Source organism: Pseudomonas sp. A-B-19 (genome assembly GCF_019947515.1).
Taxonomy (GTDB): Bacteria; Pseudomonadota; Gammaproteobacteria; order Pseudomonadales; family Pseudomonadaceae; genus Aquipseudomonas.
In genome coordinates this window covers 43,398-62,717 of sequence record NZ_JAGYGN010000006.1, presented here as the reverse complement: position 1 = coordinate 62,717, position 19,320 = coordinate 43,398, and the positions used below count along the sequence as shown (strand labels likewise).

Annotated in this window: 20 protein-coding genes; 10 read left to right on the top strand and 10 right to left on the bottom strand. The window is 61.1% G+C overall.

What is annotated here, in order from left to right; translation table 11 throughout:
- The first annotated feature begins 32 nt into the window (after positions 1-32).
- Positions 33-221, top strand: a complete 189-nt coding sequence (locus KGA81_RS08685) for a hypothetical protein (protein ID WP_223545475.1) — start codon at positions 33-35, stop codon at positions 219-221.
- Positions 222-259: 38 nt separating this feature from the next.
- Here the strand turns inward: KGA81_RS08685 and KGA81_RS08680 are convergent, their stop codons facing one another.
- The 7 genes from KGA81_RS08680 to KGA81_RS08650 all read right to left on the bottom strand — a co-directional run bounded on the left by KGA81_RS08680 (position 260) and on the right by KGA81_RS08650 (position 8,724).
- Complete coding sequence (locus tag KGA81_RS08680; RefSeq protein WP_223545474.1) at positions 260-802, bottom strand: DUF2058 domain-containing protein; 543 nt, start codon at positions 800-802, stop codon at positions 260-262.
- 28 nt (positions 803-830) lie between these two features.
- Positions 831-1,664, bottom strand: a complete 834-nt coding sequence (mazG, locus tag KGA81_RS08675) for a nucleoside triphosphate pyrophosphohydrolase (RefSeq protein ID WP_223545473.1) — start codon at positions 1,662-1,664, stop codon at positions 831-833.
- 141 nt (positions 1,665-1,805) lie between these two features.
- Positions 1,806-4,049: a GTP diphosphokinase gene (gene relA, locus KGA81_RS08670; protein ID WP_108215290.1), complete on the bottom strand. Its 2,244-nt coding sequence runs from the start codon at positions 4,047-4,049 to the stop codon at positions 1,806-1,808.
- 121 nt (positions 4,050-4,170) lie between these two features.
- A complete protein-coding gene (rlmD, locus tag KGA81_RS08665) occupies positions 4,171-5,523 on the bottom strand; it encodes a 23S rRNA (uracil(1939)-C(5))-methyltransferase RlmD (RefSeq protein WP_223545472.1) in 1,353 nt (450 codons plus the stop codon).
- Entirely contained in the window at positions 5,523-6,425 is a 903-nt protein-coding gene (gene cysM, locus KGA81_RS08660; RefSeq protein WP_046043004.1) for a cysteine synthase CysM, read from the bottom strand. The genes rlmD and cysM overlap by 1 nt, the downstream gene beginning before the upstream one ends.
- A 168-nt stretch (positions 6,426-6,593) precedes the next feature.
- Complete coding sequence (locus tag KGA81_RS08655; protein ID WP_223545471.1) at positions 6,594-8,015, bottom strand: sensor histidine kinase; 1,422 nt, start codon at positions 8,013-8,015, stop codon at positions 6,594-6,596.
- Positions 8,005-8,724, bottom strand: coding sequence for a response regulator transcription factor (locus KGA81_RS08650; RefSeq protein ID WP_223545470.1), 720 nt, complete (start codon positions 8,722-8,724; stop codon positions 8,005-8,007). The genes KGA81_RS08655 and KGA81_RS08650 overlap by 11 nt, the downstream gene beginning before the upstream one ends.
- A 215-nt stretch (positions 8,725-8,939) precedes the next feature.
- On the opposite strand from KGA81_RS08650, the gene KGA81_RS08645 reads away from it, so the two are divergent.
- From KGA81_RS08645 to KGA81_RS08630, 4 genes are all read left to right on the top strand, one after another.
- Positions 8,940-11,693, top strand: coding sequence for a response regulator (locus KGA81_RS08645; protein ID WP_223545469.1), 2,754 nt, complete (start codon positions 8,940-8,942; stop codon positions 11,691-11,693).
- A gap of 156 nt (positions 11,694-11,849) precedes the next feature.
- Positions 11,850-12,842, top strand: coding sequence for a 2-hydroxyacid dehydrogenase (locus tag KGA81_RS08640; protein WP_223545468.1), 993 nt, complete (start codon positions 11,850-11,852; stop codon positions 12,840-12,842).
- 76 nt (positions 12,843-12,918) lie between these two features.
- Positions 12,919-13,353 (top strand): hypothetical protein, encoded by a 435-nt coding sequence (locus tag KGA81_RS08635; RefSeq protein WP_007988765.1) that lies wholly within the window; start codon positions 12,919-12,921, stop codon positions 13,351-13,353.
- Positions 13,353-13,757 carry an META domain-containing protein gene (locus KGA81_RS08630; protein WP_115947291.1) on the top strand — a complete coding sequence of 135 codons (405 nt, stop codon included), beginning with the start codon at positions 13,353-13,355 and terminating at the stop codon, positions 13,755-13,757. Before KGA81_RS08635 ends, KGA81_RS08630 begins: the two co-directional genes overlap by 1 nt.
- A 198-nt stretch (positions 13,758-13,955) precedes the next feature.
- On the opposite strand, the gene KGA81_RS08625 is transcribed toward KGA81_RS08630, so the two are convergent.
- Positions 13,956-14,423 carry a TlpA disulfide reductase family protein gene (locus KGA81_RS08625; protein WP_108215282.1) on the bottom strand — a complete coding sequence of 156 codons (468 nt, stop codon included), beginning with the start codon at positions 14,421-14,423 and terminating at the stop codon, positions 13,956-13,958.
- A gap of 114 nt (positions 14,424-14,537) precedes the next feature.
- On the opposite strand from KGA81_RS08625, the gene arsC reads away from it, so the two are divergent.
- From arsC to KGA81_RS08610, 3 genes are read left to right on the top strand one after another with little or no spacing between them, the layout of a single operon-like run.
- Positions 14,538-14,891, top strand: a complete 354-nt coding sequence (gene arsC / locus KGA81_RS08620) for an arsenate reductase (glutaredoxin) (RefSeq protein WP_223545467.1) — start codon at positions 14,538-14,540, stop codon at positions 14,889-14,891.
- Positions 14,888-15,484, top strand: a complete 597-nt coding sequence (gene wrbA, locus KGA81_RS08615) for an NAD(P)H:quinone oxidoreductase (protein ID WP_223545466.1) — start codon at positions 14,888-14,890, stop codon at positions 15,482-15,484. The genes arsC and wrbA overlap by 4 nt, the downstream gene beginning before the upstream one ends.
- Before the next feature lies 1 nt (position 15,485).
- Positions 15,486-15,911 carry a DUF2069 domain-containing protein gene (locus KGA81_RS08610; RefSeq protein WP_223545465.1) on the top strand — a complete coding sequence of 142 codons (426 nt, stop codon included), beginning with the start codon at positions 15,486-15,488 and terminating at the stop codon, positions 15,909-15,911.
- A gap of 103 nt (positions 15,912-16,014) precedes the next feature.
- Here the strand turns inward: KGA81_RS08610 and KGA81_RS08605 are convergent, their stop codons facing one another.
- Together KGA81_RS08605 and ttcA are read right to left on the bottom strand one after the other, a co-directional pair.
- A complete protein-coding gene (locus tag KGA81_RS08605) occupies positions 16,015-16,689 on the bottom strand; it encodes a DNA-3-methyladenine glycosylase I (RefSeq protein ID WP_223545464.1) in 675 nt (224 codons plus the stop codon).
- 80 nt (positions 16,690-16,769) lie between these two features.
- Complete coding sequence (ttcA, locus tag KGA81_RS08600; protein WP_223545463.1) at positions 16,770-17,594, bottom strand: tRNA 2-thiocytidine(32) synthetase TtcA; 825 nt, start codon at positions 17,592-17,594, stop codon at positions 16,770-16,772.
- A gap of 416 nt (positions 17,595-18,010) precedes the next feature.
- Here ttcA and KGA81_RS08595 point away from each other — a divergent pair, with 416 nt between their 5' ends.
- Together KGA81_RS08595 and KGA81_RS08590 are read left to right on the top strand one after the other, a co-directional pair.
- Positions 18,011-18,613 (top strand): Yip1 family protein, encoded by a 603-nt coding sequence (locus KGA81_RS08595; protein ID WP_223545462.1) that lies wholly within the window; start codon positions 18,011-18,013, stop codon positions 18,611-18,613.
- Positions 18,614-18,771: 158 nt separating this feature from the next.
- Positions 18,772-19,266 (top strand): SprT family zinc-dependent metalloprotease, encoded by a 495-nt coding sequence (locus tag KGA81_RS08590; protein ID WP_223545461.1) that lies wholly within the window; start codon positions 18,772-18,774, stop codon positions 19,264-19,266.
- The last annotated feature ends 54 nt before the right edge of the window (positions 19,267-19,320 follow it).

Below are 19,320 nucleotides of genomic sequence, written 5' to 3'. Positions count from 1 at the left end.
TTGCTGCAGATAACAGAGATTGGAGCTAGCAGATGACTGTAAAAGTAACTGAACGCGACGATTCACATAAATCCCACGAGGGTGTAGCCGCCGGTATCCGGATCTGGGATGTGCATCAACAAGACCTGCTGGTCGGGATGTTCCATTGCGAGAAAGACGCCCACAACTACAAGGCCGAACTGGAACTGCAAGAACAGCAACGCGAGTTACAGTCCGCCTGAGAAAACCTGCAGGAGCGAGCTTGCTCGCTCCTGCAGTGTTACCACATCAGATCATCAGGGATCTTGAAGGCGGCGTACGGATCGTCCTCGGCCGCGACCTCTTCGGTCTGCACATTCAATTGCACGATGCGCTGTGGGTCGCGTTCCTGAATCTTCAGTGCCGCCTCGCGCGGAATCACTTCGTAGCCGCCAGCGTGATGCACGATGGCCAGCGAACCGCTGCTGAGCTTGTTGCGCATCAGGGTGTTGACGCAGATGCGCTTGACCTTCTTGTCGTCGACGAAGTTGTAGTAATCCTCGGTCGTCAATTTCGGCAGGCGCGAGACCTCGATCAATTGCTTGACCTGCGCGGCACGGGCCTTGGCCTCGGCCTTCTCCTGCTGCTGGCGGTTGAGCTCCTGGTCACGCTTGACCTTCTCGGCCATGGCTTCCTGCGCTGCACGCTGCTGGGAATCATCCAGCTCGATCTGGCCTTTGTGGGCCAGGCGTTGTTGTTTCTGTTTGTCTTTGCTGACCTGCTTGGCCTGCTTCTGGTTGACCAGCCCTGCTTTGAGCAACTGGTCGCGAAGGGAAATGCTCATGGTGCTTATTACTCACTTAGGCCACTGCTCAACCGCAGCTGGGCAAATTCTTTTCCTGACGTTTGGCTTCGCCCCACAAGGCGTCCAACTCTTCGAGGGTGCAATCTTCCATGGGACGGCGGGTGTCGCGCAATGCCTGTTCGATAAAACGAAAGCGTCGTTCGAACTTGCCGTTGGCGCCACGCAGTGCGGTTTCCGGGTCGACCTTGAGATGCCGCGCCAGATTGACTACGGAAAACAGCAGGTCGCCGATCTCGTCTGCCACGGCTTGCGGATCGTTTTCCGACATCGCTTCGAGGACTTCATCGAGTTCCTCGCGCACTTTATCGAGCACCGGCAAGGCGTCTGGCCAGTCGAACCCGACCTGCCCCGCGCGCTTCTGCAACTTTGCCGAACGGGACAACGCTGGCAGTGCGGAGGGAACATCATCGAGCAACGACAGCTGTTCGGGCGCTGAAGATTTCTCCGCGCGCTCCTCGGCCTTGATCTCTTCCCAACGCTGCTTGACCTGCTCTTCACTCAAACGCGGGACATCCAGCGACGCGTACAGGTCACCCGTGGGGAACACGTGGGGATGACGGCGGATCAGCTTGCGGGTGATGCCGTCGACCACGCCTTCAAATTCGAAGCGCCCCTCTTCCCGGGCCAACTGGCTGTAATAAACCACCTGGAACAACAGATCACCCAGTTCACCCTGCAAATGATCGAAGTCGCCGCGCTCGATGGCGTCGGCGACTTCGTAGGCTTCTTCCAGAGTGTGGGGGACGATGGTGGCGTAAGTTTGCTTGACGTCCCACGGGCAACCGTATTGCGGGTCGCGCAGGCGGTTCATGAGGTGCAGTAAATCTTCAAGTGAATACATCAATCTGTCTCTGCCTGCTCTCTGTAGGAGCGCTCGCGATGGACGTTAACGGTGACGCGTACTGTCTGAATGAACGCGTCGCCCTCAGGTTTTTCGCGAGCAAGCTCGCTCCTACAGTTAAAGAGTTAAAGCCCTCTCGCCTCATGGCGTACGGTTACGCCGGGTTTCGATGATGTTCGGCAACTGGGAAATCCGCCCCAGCAACCGCCCAAGCGCGTCCAGCCCCGGTATCTCGATGGTCAGGGACATCAGCGCGGTGTTGTCCTCCTTGTTCGAGCGGGTGTTGACCGCCAGCACGTTGATCCGTTCATTGAGCAGCACCTGCGAGACGTCACGCAGCAGACCGGAACGGTCGTAGGCACGGATGACGATGTCCACCGGATAGGTGAGCACCGGCACCGGCCCCCAGCTGACCTGGATGATTCGCTCGGGCTCGCGCCCGGCCAACTGCAGCACCGAGGCGCAGTCCTGGCGGTGAATGCTCACGCCGCGACCCACGGTGATGTAACCGACGATTGCATCGCCCGGCAACGGCTGGCAGCAGCCGGCCATCTGGGTCATCAGGTTGCCGACACCCTGGATCTGGATATCGCCGCGCTTGCCCGGCTTGTAACCGGTGGCCTTGCGTGGAATCAGTTCCAGTTGCTCGTTGCCACGCTCAGGCTCGACCAGTTGCTGCGCCAGATTGACCAGTTGCGCCAGACGCAGATCCCCGGCGCCGAGGGCGGCGAACAGGTCTTCGGCGGTTTTCATGTTGGCCTTGTCGGCCAGCTTGTCGAAATCCACCGCGGGCAGGCCGAGGCGATTGAGCTCGCGCTCAAGCAGTGTTTTACCGGCCGCGACGTTCTGGTCACGGGCCTGCAACTTGAACCAGTGAACGATCTTCGCCCGCGCCCGCGACGTGGTGACGTAACCCAGGTTCGGGTTCAGCCAGTCGCGGCTCGGGGTGCCGTGCTTGCTGGTGATGATCTCGACCTGTTCACCGGTTTGCAGGCTGTAATTGAGCGGCACGATGCGCCCGTTGATCTTGGCGCCACGGCAGTTGTGACCGATTTCGGTGTGTACGCGGTAGGCGAAGTCCAGCGGCGTCGCACCCTTGGGCAAATCGATGGCGTGACCGTCCGGGGTAAAGATGTAGACCCGGTCGGGCTCGATATCGACCCGCAGCTGTTCCGCCAGGCCACCGATGTCGCCCAGCTCTTCGTGCCATTCGAGCACCTGGCGCAGCCAGGAGATTTTCTCTTCGTAGTGATTGGAGCCGGACTTGACGTCGGTGCCCTTGTAGCGCCAGTGCGCGCACACACCGAGTTCGGCTTCTTCGTGCATCGCATGGGTGCGGATCTGCACTTCCAGCACCTTGCCCTCGGGCCCGATCACCGCCGTATGCAGCGAGCGATAACCGTTTTCCTTGGGGTTGGCGATGTAGTCGTCGAACTCTTTCGGAATGTGTCGCCACAGGGTATGGACGATGCCGAGCGCGGTGTAGCAATCACGCATTTCCGGCACCAGCACGCGAACGGCTCGAACGTCGTAGATCTGGCTGAACTCCAGACCCTTGCGCTGCATTTTGCGCCAGATCGAATAGATGTGTTTGGCCCGGCCGCTGATGTCGGCGTCGACGCCGGTGGCCTGCAATTCGTTCTTCAGTTGGCTCATCACGTCGCTGATGAAGCGCTCGCGATCCAGGCGCCGCTCGTGGAGCAACTTGGCGATCTGCTTGTACTGGTCCGGCTCCAGGTAACGGAAGGACAAGTCCTCCAGTTCCCACTTGATGTGACCGATACCCAGGCGATGGGCCAGTGGCGCGTAGATGTCGAAGACTTCACGGGCGACGCGGTTGCGTTTTTCGTCGTCGGCGGTCTTCACCGCACGGATGGCGCAAGTACGCTCGGCCAGTTTGATCAGGGCGACGCGAACGTCGTCGACCATGGCCACCAGCATCTTGCGCAGGTTTTCCACCTGGCCCTGGGTGCCCATCACCAAGGACTTGCGCGGGCTCAGGCTGTCGCTGATCGCCGCCATGCGTTGCACGCCGTCGATGAGTTTGGCCACCACCGGGCCGAAGCGCTGGCTGACCGCCGGCAACGGGATCTGGCCTTCGCGCACGCCCCGGTACAGGACCGCGGCGACCAGTGAGTCCTGATCGAGTTTGAGATCGGCGAGAATCTCGGCGATTTCAAGGCCGGTACGGAACGTGGAGTTCCCTTCCGACCACAGATTCTGTGCCGCATTGGCTTGTTGTTCGGCCTCGCGAGCGTACTCGCAGGCCTCTTTCAAGGCTTCGCGATCCAGTGCCAGATCGACACTCACCGCGTGATCGAGCCAAGCCTCGAGATTGATACTGCCGTCGGTGTTGATCGGCTGGTGTGCTCTCACCTGTACCATCTTGCTTACCTTCCCTACGACGCAGATTCAATGCGTCAATTCGCTGACCTTCGTTACCCATGCGCCCACGTCGGGCTGGTGCGCGGCTGCACGGGCGGGCCAGTCGGACCAGACGAGCATCCTAGCTCGCTTCAAATAACGCCATGGCCTCGACATGTGCCGTTTGAGGAAACATATCGAGAATCCCGGCACGTTTTAACCGGTAGCCCTGCTTGATCAATTCGACCGTGTCACGCGCCAGAGTGGCCGGGTTGCACGACACGTACACCAACCGTTCGGCGCCCAGGGTCTTGAGCTTGTGAACAACCTCGAAAGCACCGTCACGCGGTGGGTCCAAGAGTACCGCACAAAAGCCTTCGGCGGCCCATTCGGCGTCCGTCAAAGGCTGGGATAAATCGGCCTGAAAAAACTTCGCGTTATGCAGATTATTGCTAGCCGCATTCGCCGCTGCCCGATCGACCATCACCTGCACGCCTTCGACCGCCACCACTTCGCGAGCAGCCCTGGCCAGTGGCAAGGCAAAGTTGCCCAGACCACAGAACAGATCGAGTACGCGCTCATCCGCTGTCGGCTTCAACCAGTCCAGCGCCTGGGCGACCATCGCTTCGTTGACCGCGGCGTTGACCTGGATGAAATCCCCGGGACGGTACGCCAGCTCCAGACCCCACTGTTCAAGACGATAGCCCAACGACTGCCCGGCCTCGACCGGTTGCGGTTCGCCGTCGCCATGCAGCCACAACTGGGCCTGGTGGAGCGCGCAGAAATCCTTGAGGATCGTCAGGTCAGCGTCGGACAACGGCGCCATGTGCCGCAGCAAAACCGCCAGCGTCGAGCCGCTGAACAACTCCACATGCCCCAGTGCCTGAGGTTTGCTCAAGCGCCGCAGCATCTGGGGCAGGCAGGCCATGATGGGTTGCAAGGGCTGTACCAGCACCGGGCAATCATCGATGCCAACGATGTCCTGGCTGCCGGCGGCGCGGAACCCGACTTCGAGTTTCTTTGCCTTCATGTCCCAGCGCACCGCCACGCGGGCGCGACGACGGTAGCCGAATTCCGGACCGGTCAATGGCTCGGCCCACTCCTGGGGCGCGACACCGGCGACCCTGGACAATTGCTCGGCGAGCATGCGCTGTTTCAGGGCGAGTTGTTCGTTGTGGGGCAGATGCTGCACGCTGCAGCCGCCGCAACGGCCGGCATGGGCGCACGGCGCCGGGCGGCGCAATTGGCTGGCGTTGAACACCCGCTCGGTCCGCGCCTCGACCACTTTGCCGTGGGCACCGAGTACACGAGCCTCGATTTCTTCACCGGCCAACGCACCGATGACGAACCAGGTACGGCCTTCGAAAAACGCGATGCCGCGACCGTCATTGGCCAGGCGCTCGATGGTCAGGCGCTGCTTTTTGCCGGCCGGGATTTGCGGGGCCTTGCTACCGCCGGTGGGCTGGAAGCGCAGGCCTCTTTCATGTTTGGCCATCAGTTGGGCGCGTCGAAAATGCCGGTCGACAGGTAACGGTCGCCACGGTCGCAGATGATCGCGACGATCACCGCGTTTTCAACTTCTTTGGACAGGCGCAGCATTGCAGCCACGGCGCCGCCCGAGGACACGCCACAGAAAATGCCTTCTTCGCGGGCCAGACGACGGGTCACGTCTTCGGCTTCGCTTTGGGCCATGTCGACGATCCGGTCCACGCGGTCAGCCTGGTAGATTTTCGGCAGGTATTCCTGAGGCCAGCGGCGGATGCCCGGGATCGCCGAACCTTCCATCGGTTGCAGGCCGATGATCTGCACGTTGTCGTTCTGCTCTTTCAAGTAGCGCGACACGCCCATGATGGTCCCGGTGGTGCCCATGGAACTGACGAAATGGGTGATGGTGCCCTGGGTCTGGCGCCAGATTTCCGGGCCAGTGGTGGTGTAGTGCGCCTCGGGATTGTCACCGTTGGCGAACTGATCCAGTACCTTGCCGCGACCCTCGGCTTCCATCTTCTGCGCGAGGTCACGGGCGCCTTCCATGCCCTGTTCCTGGCTGACCAGGATCAGCTCGGCGCCATAGGCCGTCATGGCCGCCTTGCGCTCGGCGCTGGAGTTGTCCGGCATGATCAGGATCATCCTGTAACCCTTGATCGCGGCGGCCATGGCCAGGGCGATTCCGGTGTTGCCCGACGTCGCTTCGATCAGCGTATCGCCAGCATGGATCTGCCCGCGCAGTTCGGCGCGGGTGATCATCGACAGCGCCGGACGGTCCTTGACCGAACCCGCCGGGTTGTTCCCTTCGAGCTTGAGCAAAAGGGTATTGCTGGTGGCGCCGGGCAGGCGCTGCAAACGAACCAGCGGAGTGTTGCCGACGCAATCGGCGATGGTTGGGTACTGCAAGGTCATGGCGTATTCGCAATCCAGACTGCGGGGGCGTCTATCATACCGGCAAACCGATCCAGGCCATATCACGCAAAGTATGGTGCTTATGGTTTATGGGAATAAGCAAATATTTTGCGGTGAACATTAGGGCCTCATCGCGAGCAAGCTCGCTCCTACAGGGGACTGAGGTGATCACATATTTTCCGGTTGAAACACGGTCAATGTAGGAGCGGGCTTGCCCGCGAAGGCGTTGTCACTGGCACCGCCATCATCCGCCAACAACCGCATATTCAGGCGCAACCCGGTCCCGGTGTTCTGCGCCCAAAGCTGTCCGCCCTGACGCTGTACCGCGTTGCGGGCAATGCTCAAGCCCAGTCCGAACCCACCATCCCCCGGCCGCGAACCGTCGAGTCGGGTGAACGGCAGGAAGATCCGCTCCAGGTCAGCTTCTGCCACACCGCCACCCTGATCCTCCAGCCACAGATGCCAGAAATCGCCATCACGCCGTCCGCCCAATCGGACAATGCCGCCGGCGGGCGAATGACGAATGGCATTGCGCAGAATGTTTTCCAACGCCTGGGCCAGGGTGTTGAGATGACCGCGAACCCAACAGGATGAATCCACCGTGCATTGCAACTGCGTATCGGGCCAGCCACTTTCATAGCAGGCGTTCTCCGTGAGCATTTCCCACAGGGCCTGGATCTGGATCACTTCGTCGGGCAATCGGGTGCGCTCGGTATCGAGCCAGGCCAGTTGCAACGTGTCTTCCACCAGGCGCTGCATGCCATCGACCTCACGGCCGATGCGTTCGCGCAATGGCTCCAGCGCCTGCTCGCTTTCACTGGCTACCCGCAGGCGACTCAAAGGCGTACGCAATTCGTGGGACAAGTCGCGCAGCAGTTGCTGCTGCAAGGCCACGGTGCCTTGCAGGCGTTCGGACATATGGTCGAACGCCCGCCCCAGCTCACCCAATTCATCGGAACGATTGGTGGTGCGGCTCGATAGGCGCACGTTCAGTTGGTCGGCACGCCAGGCATTGGCCTGTTCACGCAAGTGATTGAGTGGCACCACCAGCAAACGGTAGAGCCCGACGCACAGCAGCAAAGTGAACAACCCCGGAATCACGCCGTTGGTGATCACCCGCCAGAACACCCGGTATTGCCCGGGCAGAAAGCGTTCGGGCAGTTCGATCACCAGGCTGCCGGCGGACGGGTCGCCGGGAAACGGTATGCGTATCCACGGCCGGCCTTTCTTGTGGATGGGCCAATCGAGGCCGCGCAAAAAAGTCAGGCGTTCGACTTCCTTGTCCGTCAGCGATCGGTTGCTCAAGGACTGCAAATCACCGCCGATGACACCGACCCAGCCTGTTTCCCGCTGACGCATGCCGTGCAACCAGTCATCGACACCGGCGCTCTGGTGCTGCTGCCATGCCCGCTCGGCTTCGGCGGCGTAGCGCGTCAGGGTGCCGCGGGCCTGATCGGAGAGGAACTGGTTGCGCTGCTCCATGTAACGCCCCCAGGACCAACTCAACCAGATCATCAGCAGACAGAAAGCGACCAATAGACAAGCCAGTTTCCAGAACAGCGAATGCCTGCCCGGCAAGTTACATTTCATCGGCGGCGCTCAGGATATAACCCTTGCCCCAGACCGTACGCACTTCGCGCTCGGTGTAGCCAATGGCCTTGAGCTTGCGACGGATCTGGCTGATATGCATGTCCAGGCTGCGGTCATGGGCCGCATAACCGCGTTGCAGCACCTGTTGATAGAGGAAGGCTTTGCTCAATACTTCGTCGCAGTTGCGGTGCAGCGTCTCCAGCAGCCGATACTCGCTGCGGGTCAGGCCGCCAGCCTGTTCGCCATAAAACACCTCGAAGCTTTCATCGTCGAAACGCAGGCTGTCCATCGAAGGGGCTGACGCTGCGGGTGCGGGCCGGCGGTCGAGGGCCACCCGCCGCAGAATGGCTTCGATGCGCACCCGCAACTCCACCATGCTGAAGGGCTTTGGCAGGTAATCATCGGCCCCCAGGCGAAAGCCGCTGATGCGATCGGCCTCGGCACCAAGGGCCGACATCAGCAACACCGGGGTGCAATGGCTCTGACGCAATTGAGTCAGGACCGCCAAGCCGTCCATGCCCGGCAGCAGGATATCCATCAACACCACGTCGAAAGGCTGCCGACGGGCAATGTCCAGGCCTTCCTGGCCGTTCTGGCACCAGGTCACCTGGAAGCCGCTGCGGTCCAGGTGCTCGTGAACGTAGGCGCCGAGCACAAGGTCGTCTTCGATGGAGAGGATTCGAGGGAGGCCAGCAGTGATGGGAGTCATGACTATCTGCAAATAATTCTCAGTTGAGCGATTATTCAAGATTGCCTCGCCAGGGGCAACCCACGGTTTGTCCGTATCGCCAAAGAGTCGCCCGGGCCGACGAATGACTGCACCATTTTTACGAAGATTGCCCGCGAGCAAATCGCTACACTGCGCAAGTGGTGCATGGCGGATGCATGTACGGGCCTATGAATAGCGGGATGCAGGAGAGTTGCGTGCTCAAGAAACTGGGAATCAAAGGCCGCGTGTTGTTGCTGACCCTGTTGCCAACCAGCCTGATGGCGTTGGTGCTGGGTGGTTATTTTACCTGGATGCAACAGGCTGACCTGCAAACCCAGCTCATGCAGCGTGGCGAAATGATCGCCGAGCAGTTGGCTCCACTGACGGCGCCAGCCATGGGCCACCAGGACAACGAACTGCTCGAACGCATCGCCACCCAGGCCCTGGAACAAACCGACGTACGGGCCGTGACCTTCCTGGCTCCCGACCGCACGTTGCTGGCCCACGCCGGGCCGACCATGCTCAATCAGACGCCCTCGGGCAGTGGCATGCAGATGTTGCGCAGCAGCGGCAGCGATGCGACCCGCTATCTGCTGCCGGTATTCGGCAAACACCGCAACCTGGCCGGGGACGTGATTCCCGAAGAAGCCGACCGCCTGCTCGGCTGGGTCGAGCTCGAGCTGTCCCATAACGGCATGCTGTTGCGCGGTTACCGCAGCCTGTTCGCCAGCCTGATGTTGATCGCTACGGGACTGATCGGTGCGGCACTGCTGGCTCTGCGCATGGGGCGCACGATCAATCGGCCATTGAGCCAGATCAAGCAGGCCGTGGCCCAACTCAAGGACGGCCACCTGGAGACCCGCTTGCCGCCCCTCGGCAGCCAGGAACTGGATGAACTGGCGTCCGGCATCAACCGCATGGCCGGCACCCTGCAAAATGCCCAGGAAGAATTGCAGCACAGCATCGACCAGGCCACCGAAGACGTGCGCCAGAACCTGGAAACCATCGAGATCCAGAACATCGAACTGGATCTGGCACGCAAGGAGGCCCTGGAAGCGAGCCGGATCAAATCCGAATTCCTGGCCAACATGAGCCATGAAATCCGCACGCCGCTCAATGGCATTCTCGGCTTCACCCACCTGTTGCAAAAAAGCGAGCTCACCCCGCGCCAGCTCGACTACCTGGGCACCATCGAAAAATCCGCCGACAGCCTGCTGGGCATCATCAACGAGATTCTCGACTTCTCGAAAATCGAAGCTGGCAAGCTGGTGCTCGACCATATTCCGTTCAACCTGCGCGACCTGCTCCAGGACACCTTGACCATCCTCGCCCCGGCTGCCCACGCCAAACAACTGGAACTGGTGAGCCTGGTGTATCGGGACACGCCGCTGTCACTGGTGGGCGACCCGCTGCGGCTCAAGCAGATCCTGACGAACCTGGTGAGCAATGCGATCAAGTTCACCCGCGAAGGCACCGTCGTCGCCCGCGCCATGCTCGAAGAAGAACACGAAGACACCGTGCAGCTGCGCATCAGCATTCAGGACACCGGCATCGGCCTGTCGAGCCAGGACGTACGCGCCCTGTTCCAGGCCTTCAGCCAGGCCGACAACTCGCTGTCGCGGCAACCCGGCGGCACCGGCCTGGGCCTGGTGATTTCCAAACGTCTGATCGAACAGATGGGCGGCGAGATCGGCGTCGACAGCACGCCGGGGGAAGGGTCGGAATTCTGGATCAGCCTGAGCCTGCCCAAAGCCCGCGACGATGCCGAAGACCTGCCCGCCGCGCCGTTGCTCGGGCGCCGGGTGGCGGTGCTGGAAAACCACGAACTGGCCCGGCAGGCGTTGCAGCATCAACTGGAAGACTGCGGCCTGAACACCACGCCGTTCAACACCCTGGAAAGCCTGACCAACGGCGTCACCGCCGCCCACCAGACCGATCAGGCGATCGACCTTGCAGTGCTCGGCATCACCAGCAACGACATGCCGCCGGAACGCCTCAACCAGCACATCTGGGACCTCGAGCATCTTGGCTGCAAAGTGCTGGTGCTGTGCCCGACCACGGAACAGACGCTGTTCCATCTTTCCGTGCCCAACCCCCACAGCCAGCTCCAGGCGAAACCGGCCTGCACCCGCAAGTTGCGACGCTCCCTGTCTGATCTGGTCAACCCGCGCCCGATGCGCAACGAGCCGGGCGAACCGCTGTCCAGCCGTGCACCGAAGGTGCTTTGCGTCGACGACAATCCGGCCAACCTGATGCTGGTGCAGACCCTGCTCGAAGACATGGGCGCCAATGTGCTCGCGGTGGAAAGCGGTTTTGCCGCCATCAAGGCGGTGCAGAACGAAACATTCGATCTGGTGCTGATGGACGTGCAGATGCCTGGCATGGACGGCCGCCAGAGCACCGAGGCGATCCGCCAATGGGAAAGCGAACGCCATTGCACGCCGCTGCCGATCGTGGCCCTCACCGCCCACGCCATGGCCAACGAAAAACGCGCGATGCTGCAAAGCGGCATGGACGACTACCTGACCAAACCGATCAGCGAACGTCAATTGGCGCAGGTGGTGCTGAAATGGAGCGGCCTGGCGCTGCGCAATCACAGCCCGGAGCGCTCCGCCGATGGGCATGCTGGCGCCCACGAGCTGTTGGTACTCGACCACGACGAGGGATTGCGCCTGGCCGCCGGCAAGGCCGATCTGGCGGCGGACATGCTGGCGATGCTGCTGGCCTCCCTGGAGGCTGACCGCGAAGCCATCCGCCTCGCTCAGCAAAGCAACGACCACAACGCCCTGATCGAACGGGTACATCGCCTGCATGGCGCGACGCGTTACTGTGGCGTACCGCAATTGCGCGCGGCCTGCCAACGCAGCGAAACCCTGCTCAAGCAACGGGACCCGAATGCCAGCGTGGCGCTGGAGGAGCTCGACCGGGCGATCAATCGCCTGGCAGCCCAGGCGCGCATGAATGCTTGATGCAGCGCAATCGCTCTGATCAAACATCCGCGTAAGCTCAGCGCAAACCCTGTAGGAGCTGGCTTGCCAGCGAAGGCGGCCTCAAAGACAGCACAGGATTTTAGGTCCTCTTCGCTGGCAAGCCAGCTCCTACAGTAACGGGAGAGGGAGGACATCATGCGTACGATTCTTTTCAGCAGCCAGAACTACGACCGCGACAGTTTTCTCGCGGCCGGGCAACAGGCGGGCATCGAGCTGCACTTTCAGCCTGCGCGCCTGAGCCTGGACACGGTGGCGCTCGCCCATGGGTATGAAGCGGTCTGTGCGTTCATCAATGATGACCTCGGCGCGGCGGTGCTCGAACGCCTGGCCGCCGCAGGCACACGCCTGATCGCCCTGCGCTCGGCCGGTTACAACCATGTCGACCTGCCGGCGGCAAAGCGTCTGGGGCTGGCCATCGTGCGCGTCCCGGCCTATTCGCCCCACGCCGTGGCCGAACATGCGGTGGCACTGATCCTCGCGCTCAACCGCCGCTTGCCCCGCGCCTACAACCGCACGCGCGAAGGGGATTTCAGGTTACAGGGGCTGACCGGTTTCGACCTGGTGGGCAAGACCGTCGGCGTGGTCGGCACCGGTCAGATTGGCGCCACCTTCGCCAAAATCATGAACGGTTTTGGCTGCCAGTTACTGGCCTATGACCCCTACCCCAACCCACAGGTCGAAGCCCTCGGCGCTCGCTACCTGAGCCTGCCGCAACTGCTGGCCGAATCGCAGATCATCAGCCTGCACTGCCCGCTCAACGAGCAGAGCAGGCACTTGATCAACCGCGAATCGCTGGCGCACATGCAACCGGGTGCGATGCTGATCAATACCGGGCGTGGCGGCCTGGTGGACACCCCGGCGCTGATCGATGCCCTGAAAGAAGGTCGCCTGGGTTACCTGGGCCTGGATGTGTATGAAGAAGAGGCGCAGTTGTTCTTCGAGGACCGCTCCGACCTGCCACTGCAAGACGATGTACTGGCCCGGTTGCTGACCTTCCCTAACGTGATCGTCACCGCGCACCAGGCCTTTCTGACCCGCGAAGCCCTGGACGCGATTGCTGCCACCACGTTACGCAACATTGCAGCCTGGATGGCGGGCACACCGGAAAATCAGGTGACGGGAGACTGAAACGGATCGAAGGTCATCTGCCTGCGCGATGCGGCGTGCAGCCCGTGCTAGCATATCGCGCATATTTGGAGGACCCATGGTCGAACACGATTTCCGCTACAGCCTGATGAACCCGCAACACACCCTCACCGAATGCCGCGCCCTGGTGCCGGGGCGTTATCAGGTCACCGGCAACGGTGGCTCGATTCGCAACAACGACGTGCTGGTCGTGACCCTCAAGGGCGCCAAGGACTTGTCCATGCGCCTGACCGTCGAAACGGTTCGCCACCTGATCAACCCGCCCGGTCAATGGGTCGCGGTGGCCAGTGGCCCGGTATTCGGCGAACTGGCCATTCATACCTGGCAAGTGAACTGTGACAGCTGCGCCAAAGAGCTGAGCTTCGAGTTCGCCGTCGATGCCAAGCTGGGCAACAAGGCCGAAAAGCCTGCCGCCACTGCGCGGATTGCCGAGTTGGGCTGGACCACCGTTGGCGAGAAACACCTGTGCCCGAAATGCCAGGAGCCTGCGTGATGAAACGCCTCGCTCTGAGCGCGATGGCCGGTGCCAGCCTGCTGGGCTGCGCCGCCGAGCCGGTGCAGTTGCAACAAAACCGCAGCTACATTCTGGAATGGATCGGCGAGCGGCCGTTGATGGACTACAGCCACCTGACCATCACCTTCGCTGAAGACGGCCGGGCCTATGGCAATGGCGGCTGTAACCACTGGTTCGCGCCGTACACCCTCGATGGCGACAAACTGACTTTCGGCAAAATCGGCAGCACCCGCAAACTGTGTGCACCGGCGCTGATGGAACAGGAAAAACGCTTCCTCCAGGCTCTGGAAAACGTCCAGCGCTGGGACGTCTCCCCGATCGAGCAGATCCGCTTCTGGCCAGCCGAAGGCAAGCCGCTGCGTTGGTGGCTTGAGGAGGGTTGATCACCCCTCCCCTGCATTCTGGTGAATAACTGTGGCGAGGGAGCTTGCTCCCGCTGGGCTGCGAAGCAGCCCTAAACCCAGTCACCACTTTTCGTCAGTTGAACCGTGTAGAACGGTTTTGCGCCTGCTACGCAGTCGAGCGGGAGCAAGCTCCCTCGCCACAAAAGCACACTTGCCACGAAGTGTTCCCGTCACAAATCAGTTTTTAGCCTGCAACGCCTCAAGCTTCGCCATCACCCCCGCCGCCGTCTGTTCCCCCATCAACTGCTCACGCACCTTGCCCTTGTTATCGATGATGTACGTCACCGGCAACGCCTCGCTGCGCGGCAGTTCGAACAGCTCGGTAGGGTCCTGCGCCAGCACGGTGAACCTGATTCCCAGCTTCTCGCTCGCGCCCTTGAGCTCTTGCCCCTGGACGTTGTCGAAGTTGACCCCGAACACGCCGATTTTCTTGTCCTTGAGCTGCTCGGCCAAGGCATTCAACTCCGGAATCTCGGTACGGCAAGGCCCGCACCATTCCGCCCAGTAGTTGAGTACCAGCCATTTGCCGTCCAGTCGGTCGGCGGCGATCTTGTGGCCGTCCTGGTCGATGCCATAGTCATTCCCGCAGCCCCCCAGCATCAACGCGCCAATGATCGCCAATGCCGCTGCCAGTCGCCTTGTCATGTCGTGTTCCTTGTCAAAAATTGAATGCGCCTGCGACCCATCGCCTCTCACGGTTCTGGATTGCGCGCTGCACAGTTAGAATAGCTGCCACCTTACGCAAGATGCGACCCGCCCATGACCGATCTGACGCTTTATCACAACCCGCGCTGCTCGAAATCCCGCGGTGCGCTCGAACTGCTTGAAGCCCGTGGCCTGACGCCGACCCTGGTCCGTTACCTGGAAACCCCGCTGGACGCCGCGCAGATCCAGAGCCTGCTGGGCAAACTCGGAATCAGCGCCCGGCAATTGCTGCGCACCGGCGAGGACGAGTACAAAACTCTCGGCCTGGCCGACAACAGCCTGAGCGAAGCGCAATTGATCGCCGCCATCGCCGCCCACCCGAAACTGATGGAGCGACCGATTCTCGAAGTCGGTGACAAAGCCATCATCGGCCGCCCACCGGAGCAGATCCTGGAACTGTTGCCATGAGTGCACCGTACATTCTGGTTCTGTACTACAGCCGCAGCGGTTCGACCAACGAAATGGCCCGGCAGATTGCCCGTGGCATCGAGCAGGCCGGGCTTGAAGCCCGCCTGCGCACGGTGCCGGCGATTTCCAGCGAGTGTGAAGCCGTTTCGCCGGAGATTCCCGATGAGGGCGCGTTGTACGCCAGCCTCGACGACCTGAAGAACTGCGCAGGCCTGGCACTCGGCAGCCCGACCCGCTTCGGTAACATGGCCGCACCGCTCAAATACTTCCTCGACGGCACCAGCAACCTGTGGCTGACCGGTGCGCTGGTGGGCAAACCGGCGGGTGTATTCACCTCCACGGCGAGCCTGCACGGTGGCCAGGAAACCACTCTGCTGTCGATGATGCTGCCGTTGCTGCACCACGGCATGCTGATTACCGGCCTGCCGTACAGTGAATCGGCACTGCTGGAAACCCAGGGCGGCGGCACGCCGTACGGTGCCAGCCACCACGCCGGTGCCGACGGCAAAAGCGGTCTGGATGCCCATGAAGTGGCACTGTGCCGCGCGCTGGGTATGCGCTTGGCGAAGACCGCACAGAAACTGGAGAACTGAGGTGGCAAAAAAGCCGAAGATTCTGCCCGCCCTCGAATGGCTCGAGCCGCGCGTCAAGGCGATGCGTGCCGTCAGTCTGCTGTGCTTTTTCGGCCTGGTGGGATTGCTGTGCATCTATTACCTGTTGGTCGCCGACCTGCACGGCGCCCGACCATGGGTGATTCTGTTGATCGAGCTGGTGCCGTTGCTGATCCTGGCACCGGGGATGGTCGTCGGCAGCCCACGCGGGCATTCGTGGATGTGCTTTGTGGTGAACCTGTATTTCATCAAGGGCGCATTGGCCGCGTATGACCCGAACCGGCAGATGTTCGGTTTGCTGGAGATGGGCGCAAGCCTGGCGGTGTTTTGCTCGGCGCTGTTGTATGTGCGCTGGCGGTATCAGCTGAACCGCAAGCTGGCGGGTGAAGGCCAGATCAGCGTCGCCTGATCTGGCGCCTTCGCTGTGATGCGGCGACCCGACAAGCCAGCTCCTACAGGGTTTGCGGTGAACTTGTAGGAGCTGGCTTGCCAGCGAAGGGCATAACTGGGTTTCAATGATTGACTGTGTAAGCCAGCATCATCGAAATCTGGCTCATCGGTCGTCCGCCGCTTTCTTCATGCCACTGGTTGAACACGTCCTGCACCAACGCCAGGTCGCGCAGGCTGCTCGGCACCTTGTCGATGATGTCCTGCGCATTCAGCGCCGCCACCACGTCATAGCTCGGTACAAAGGTGTCCTTGCCGATCATCCGCAGGAAGCGCGGGGCAGACAGACCGCCCAACTGGTGTCCGCGTTTTTTCAGAAAGGTCCAGAGCCCGACGATATCGGTCACCGGCCAATCGGCGATCAGCGCGCCGAAGCTGCCCTTTTCATGGGCCACGTCCAGTATGAACTGCGCATTGCGCGGCACACTCTTGAGCTTGCCCAGGTGCCGGATGATCCGCGTGTCCTGCATCAGCCGTTCCAGGTGCTCGGCGCTCATCAGTACGACTTTTTCCGGATCGAACTTGAAGAACACTTCTTCGAAGGCCGGCCATTTGGCATCCACCAGGCTGTGCTTGAGCCCGGCGCGGAATACCCGTAGCGCCATCGTCGAGAGGTAACGATCGTCGCTGATCTTGCGCAATTGTTCCGGAGTTTTGGGAACGGGCAGATGGGCTTCCAGTTCAGCTGCCGAACCGAAGCGGTTCAGACAGTACTCGTTCAGCCACTTGTAGTCGCGCATGCCCTCTCCAGTAATCTGAAATAAAACGAAAATCCTGTGGGAGCGAGCCCCCTCGCCACAGGCTCCCACAATAATTATGGTCAGAGGTTGACGACGTTGACGAACCGCGAGGCCGCTGATTCGTCGATCTTCAGGCTGGTGAAGTCGAACAGGTTGCGGTCCGCCAGTTGCGACGGGATCACGTTCTGCAGGCTGCGGAAAATGCTCTCGGTGCGGCCCGGAGTCTTGCGTTCCCAGTCCTGCAGCATTTCCTTGACCACCTGACGCTGCAGGTTTTCCTGGGAGCCACAGAGGTTGCAAGGGATGATCGGGAATTGCTTGAGGTCCGAGTAGGCCTGGATGTCTTTTTCGGTGCAGTAGGCCAGCGGGCGGATCACCACGTTACGTCCATCGTCGGCGCGCAGCTTCGGTGGCATGGCCTTGAGCGAACCGTTGAAGAACATGTTCAGGAAGAACGTTTCGATTATGTCGTCGCGGTGGTGACCGAGGGCCATCTTGGTCGCGCCGATTTCATCGGCGAAGGTGTAGAGCGTGCCGCGACGCAGGCGCGAACACAGCGAGCAGGTGGTCTTGCCCTCCGGAATCAGCTCCTTGACCACCGAGTAAGTGTCTTTCTCGACGATGTGGTACTCGATACCCAGTTCTTTGAGGTAGGCCGGCAGCACGTGCTCCGGGAAGCCCGGCTGTTTCTGGTCCATGTTCACGGCCACGATCTCGAACTTGATCGGCGCGACTTTCTGCAAGTGCATCAGCACGTCGAGCATGGTGTAGCTGTCCTTGCCACCGGACAGGCAGACCATGACCTTGTCGCCGTCTTCAATCATGTTGAAATCGGCAACCGCCTCACCGGCCTGTCGGCGAAGGCGCTTTTGCAGTTTGTTCTGGTTGACCGTGAGAGTGCCCATGACGCGAAATCCGTGAGGTGTGACGAAAGGCGAGCATTTTACGCAAAAACACCTCAGGGGCGAAGTGCCTCGGATCCCTGTGGCGAGGGAGCTTGCTCCCGCTGGGTCGCGAAGCGGCCCCAAATTCCCGCAACCCGTTGCGCCAGACAATCCGCGACCGTTTTTGTGCGACTGCTGCGCAGTCGAGCGGGAGCAAGCTCCCTCGCCACAAGTGCCAAACAGTACAGACCTCGCGGCGATTAACAACCGGGTTTACAGCGCGATTTGCTCTAAAGCCCCTACTCCCCCTAGGGAAACTCCTCCCTATACTGCGACATAAGGTCATATACAAATTTCAGACCTGTGACTTGCTTGGCCGCATTGGCCTGTAGGCGCTCCACTGGGGGGCGACGGTAAAGACAAGAGGAGTGACTGGCATGATCCATCACGTAGTGGGGCTCTTCACCCACCCTGACCAAGAATGGAAAGAAATCCGTGCCGACCAGGAGGAAAGCATCGGCCATATGTACCTCACCCATACGCTGATCCTGGCGGCGATCCCCGCCGTGTCTGCCTTTATTGGCACCACGCAGGTCGGCTGGGTCATCGGCAATCGACCTCCCGTGATGCTGACCGTAGAAAGCGCGATATGGATGACCATCATGTCGTACCTGGCGATGCTCGGGGGTGTAGCGGTCATGGGCGCATTCATCCACTGGATGGCCCGCACCTATGACGCCAACCCAAGCCTGGCCCGCTGCATTGCGTTCGCAACCTACACCGCCACACCGCTGTTCATCGGCGGTCTGGCTGCCTTGTACCCGCACTTGTGGCTGGGAATGATCGTCGGCACCGCCGCCATCTGCTACACGGTGTACTTGCTGTACGTAGGCTTGCCGACGTTCATGAACATTCCATCTGACGAGGGTTTTCTGTTCTCGAGTTCGGTGCTCGCCGTAGGCCTGGTGGTGCTGGTCGCTATCATGGCGTTCACAGTAATTGTCTGGGGCCTCGGCGTGGGGCCGGTCTACACCAGTTAGCCGCTCATCAGCGATAATCAGAAACGACCGACACAGGCCGCCGCAAGGCGGCCTTTTCATTCTTCAGCAAAGAGCAGGCATGCGACCATTCGGCACCTTGGCGATTCGCAAGACCCAAGGGTTGCGGCATACTCGACGCCTCTGGAGATCCATCGAGCATGCCCGAGCAACTCAATACCCGCGTCGAAGACTGTTTCCAACAAGCCGAATCCTTTTTCAAACGACCTTTCAAACGCCCCGTGGTGAGCCTCAAGCTGCGCGGGCAAAAAGCCGGTGTCGCGCATCTGCACGAGAACCTGCTGCGCTTCAACCCGCAGCTGTACAGGGAAAACGCCGAAGATTTCCTCAAGCAGACCGTGGCCCATGAGGTCGCACACCTGATCGCCCATCAGTTGTTCGGCGACCGCATTCAGCCCCATGGCGAAGAGTGGCAACTGATCATGCGCGGCGTGTACGAACTGCCGCCCAACCGCTGCCACACCTATGACGTCAAACGCCGCCGCGTGACCCGCTACATCTACAAATGCCCGTGTGCCGACAGCGACTTCCAGTTTTCCGCCCAGCGCCACAGCCTGGTTCGGCAAGGTCGGCGGTATTTGTGCCGGCGGTGTCGCCACACCCTGGTGTTCAGTGGAGAAATGCGGGTCGAATAGCTGGATTTTCGGTGTTTGTGCTGCCGCCATCGCGAGCAAGCTCGCTCCCACATT

Excerpts from the sequence above, each read along its gene's own strand:
- KGA81_RS08685 (WP_223545475.1), top strand. The coding sequence starts at position 33 with ATGACTGTAAAAGTAACTGAACGCGACGATTCACATAAATCCCACGAG.
- KGA81_RS08680 (WP_223545474.1), bottom strand. The coding sequence starts at position 802 with ATGAGCATTTCCCTTCGCGACCAGTTGCTCAAAGCAGGGCTGGTCAAC.
- mazG (WP_223545473.1), bottom strand. The coding sequence starts at position 1,664 with ATGTATTCACTTGAAGATTTACTGCACCTCATGAACCGCCTGCGCGAC.
- relA (WP_108215290.1), bottom strand. The coding sequence starts at position 4,049 with ATGGTACAGGTGAGAGCACACCAGCCGATCAACACCGACGGCAGTATC.
- rlmD (WP_223545472.1), bottom strand. The coding sequence starts at position 5,523 with ATGGCCAAACATGAAAGAGGCCTGCGCTTCCAGCCCACCGGCGGTAGC.
- cysM (WP_046043004.1), bottom strand. The coding sequence starts at position 6,425 with ATGACCTTGCAGTACCCAACCATCGCCGATTGCGTCGGCAACACTCCG.
- KGA81_RS08655 (WP_223545471.1), bottom strand. The coding sequence starts at position 8,015 with ATGAAATGTAACTTGCCGGGCAGGCATTCGCTGTTCTGGAAACTGGCT.
- KGA81_RS08650 (WP_223545470.1), bottom strand. The coding sequence starts at position 8,724 with ATGACTCCCATCACTGCTGGCCTCCCTCGAATCCTCTCCATCGAAGAC.
- KGA81_RS08640 (WP_223545468.1), top strand. The coding sequence starts at position 11,850 with ATGCGTACGATTCTTTTCAGCAGCCAGAACTACGACCGCGACAGTTTT.
- KGA81_RS08635 (WP_007988765.1), top strand. The coding sequence starts at position 12,919 with ATGGTCGAACACGATTTCCGCTACAGCCTGATGAACCCGCAACACACC.
- KGA81_RS08630 (WP_115947291.1), top strand. The coding sequence starts at position 13,353 with ATGAAACGCCTCGCTCTGAGCGCGATGGCCGGTGCCAGCCTGCTGGGC.
- KGA81_RS08625 (WP_108215282.1), bottom strand. The coding sequence starts at position 14,423 with ATGACAAGGCGACTGGCAGCGGCATTGGCGATCATTGGCGCGTTGATG.
- arsC (WP_223545467.1), top strand. The coding sequence starts at position 14,538 with ATGACCGATCTGACGCTTTATCACAACCCGCGCTGCTCGAAATCCCGC.
- wrbA (WP_223545466.1), top strand. The coding sequence starts at position 14,888 with ATGAGTGCACCGTACATTCTGGTTCTGTACTACAGCCGCAGCGGTTCG.
- KGA81_RS08605 (WP_223545464.1), bottom strand. The coding sequence starts at position 16,689 with ATGCGCGACTACAAGTGGCTGAACGAGTACTGTCTGAACCGCTTCGGT.
- ttcA (WP_223545463.1), bottom strand. The coding sequence starts at position 17,594 with ATGGGCACTCTCACGGTCAACCAGAACAAACTGCAAAAGCGCCTTCGC.
- KGA81_RS08595 (WP_223545462.1), top strand. The coding sequence starts at position 18,011 with ATGATCCATCACGTAGTGGGGCTCTTCACCCACCCTGACCAAGAATGG.
- KGA81_RS08590 (WP_223545461.1), top strand. The coding sequence starts at position 18,772 with ATGCCCGAGCAACTCAATACCCGCGTCGAAGACTGTTTCCAACAAGCC.